The following is a 1,932-nucleotide window of genomic DNA, read 5'->3' on the forward strand; positions in this document are numbered from 1 at the left end:
TGGAAGGGATTCATCTGCTGTATCTCGAAATAAATAAGATATTTAGCTTATCATGTCAGCCTATTTGCAACAGTGCCTCATGACTACTATGTCTGTGAAACAACAACAGATAAGCAAGCGCATAATTGGGTCTATGACATCGAGTCTAATTAATCAAATATATTTTTATTCAGTGAGTAAAATTATAACGAAGTTTCTGTAATGGACAGATATTAAAAAGCCCCCTTATTCAGGGGGCAGGTTGTATAGATATAACTATACTTATAAAATTTTAATTTTGTTATAGATATTAAATTACCAATAGCCCAGCATCTTCCACCAAAGTCCGCCCAATACAATAAAAATAGCTATATTGATAATGCTCATAGCAAAACCAGCTTTCCACCATTCACCAAGCGTTGTATAACCTGAACCATAAATAATAGGGGATGTACCTGTCGCATAATGAGTCAGCGTCATCATAATGCTTGATGCTGCTGCCATAATCAGTGCAAAGAACATTGGAGGAGCACCTAGTGCGATACCTGCAATGTAGAATGCTGAAAACATAGCGGTAATATGTGCAGTAGTACTGGCAAAAATATAGTGAGCGTACATATAAGCAAATAGTAAAAGCATGGAAGCAGGAACCCACGTTAAGCCAAGCTGTCCAATGCTAGTTTGTAAAACACCAGAAAACCAAGCGATTAAGCCGAGCTTATTTAAAAAGGTCGCCATCATGACCAATGCAGCAAACCAAGTTACTGTATCCCATGCACTCTTTTGAGTTAAGACATCATCCCAAGTTAAAACTCCTGTAAGCAGAAGGAGTGATAAACCAATAAACGCGGTTGTAGTTGGGTCTAAAGTCCACATATCACCCAACAACATGGCAGGAATACCTGCCCAGAGTAATAATAAAATTCCAAATACAGCCAACATAATCATTTCATGTAAGGTAATGGGACCCATTTCTTGTAAACGGTCTTTGGCAAATTGTGCAGCATTTGGTGTTTTTTTAATTTCAGGTGGGTACATAAAGTAAAGCGCAATCGGCATAAATGCTAATGCAACAACACCTGGTAAAACCATTGCTAATGCCCATGTGGTCCAACTCAAATGGATTTGACTATTGGTCGCTTTCGCAATGAGTTCAACGACTAAAGGGTTGGGTGCAGTAGCCGTAATAAACATGGCAGAAGTAATAGGATTTGAATGGTAATTGACCAAAGCAAGATATTTACCAATTTTACCTTCAGTGCCTTTTTCTGGATCTGAGTCAAAACTCGTTGCAATCGAGCGCACGATAGGGTGAATAATTCCGCCTCCACGTGCTGTATTACTTGGGGTAACAGGTGCAAGAATGAGTTCAGATAATGCAAGGCTATAGCCAATACCAATGGTTCTTTTACCCCAAACTGCAATAAAGTAATAACCTAGTCGTGCACCTAGCCCTGTTTTTTGTAACCCTTTTGAAATCATGATGGATATACCAATCAACCAAATAAGAGGGTTAGCAAAGCCACTTAAAGCATCTTTGATGGCATCGCTAGGGTTATCTGCTGTTACTCGGGTAATCGCGACCAGTGCTATCGCGATAATCGAAATTGCACCAATAGGCATTGCTTTACCAATAATGGCTGAAATAACACCAATAAACATCGCAAATAGAAGCCAAGCATTTGCAGAAACATCTTGCGGAATTGGAATGAGAAACCAAATAATAAGGGTAAGTGATACTGAAATTATGGTTGGTATGAGTTTGAATCCCATTGAATCGTACTCCAAAAATATAGTTATTATGGGCTTTGTTGCATAAACATTCAAAAGCTGAGTTCTCCCCAATCCATTCAAATTTAAGACACAACTTGGGTGCGAGGTCTACCTAATTCCGTAAATCTATTCAGAACTGCCACACGCGCATGAATTTCATTGACCTGACTTTGAAAATGT

1 protein-coding gene and 1 pseudogene are annotated in these 1,932 nt (G+C 38.8%); both read right to left on the reverse strand.

Annotated elements, in window-relative coordinates; all coding sequences use genetic code 11:
- Positions 1 to 294: 294 nt before the first annotated feature.
- Complete coding sequence (locus tag VXP95_RS15405) at positions 295 to 1,752, reverse strand: DASS family sodium-coupled anion symporter (protein ID WP_004695721.1); 1,458 nt, start codon at positions 1,750 to 1,752, stop codon at positions 295 to 297.
- Positions 1,753 to 1,835: 83 nt separating this feature from the next.
- Positions 1,836 to 1,932, reverse strand: a pseudogene (locus VXP95_RS15410) (IS5/IS1182 family transposase); the annotation flags it as partial.

The sequence above is a fragment of the Acinetobacter sp. 226 genome (genome assembly GCF_048147925.1).
GTDB classification, from domain to species: domain Bacteria; phylum Pseudomonadota; class Gammaproteobacteria; order Pseudomonadales; family Moraxellaceae; genus Acinetobacter; species Acinetobacter pecorum.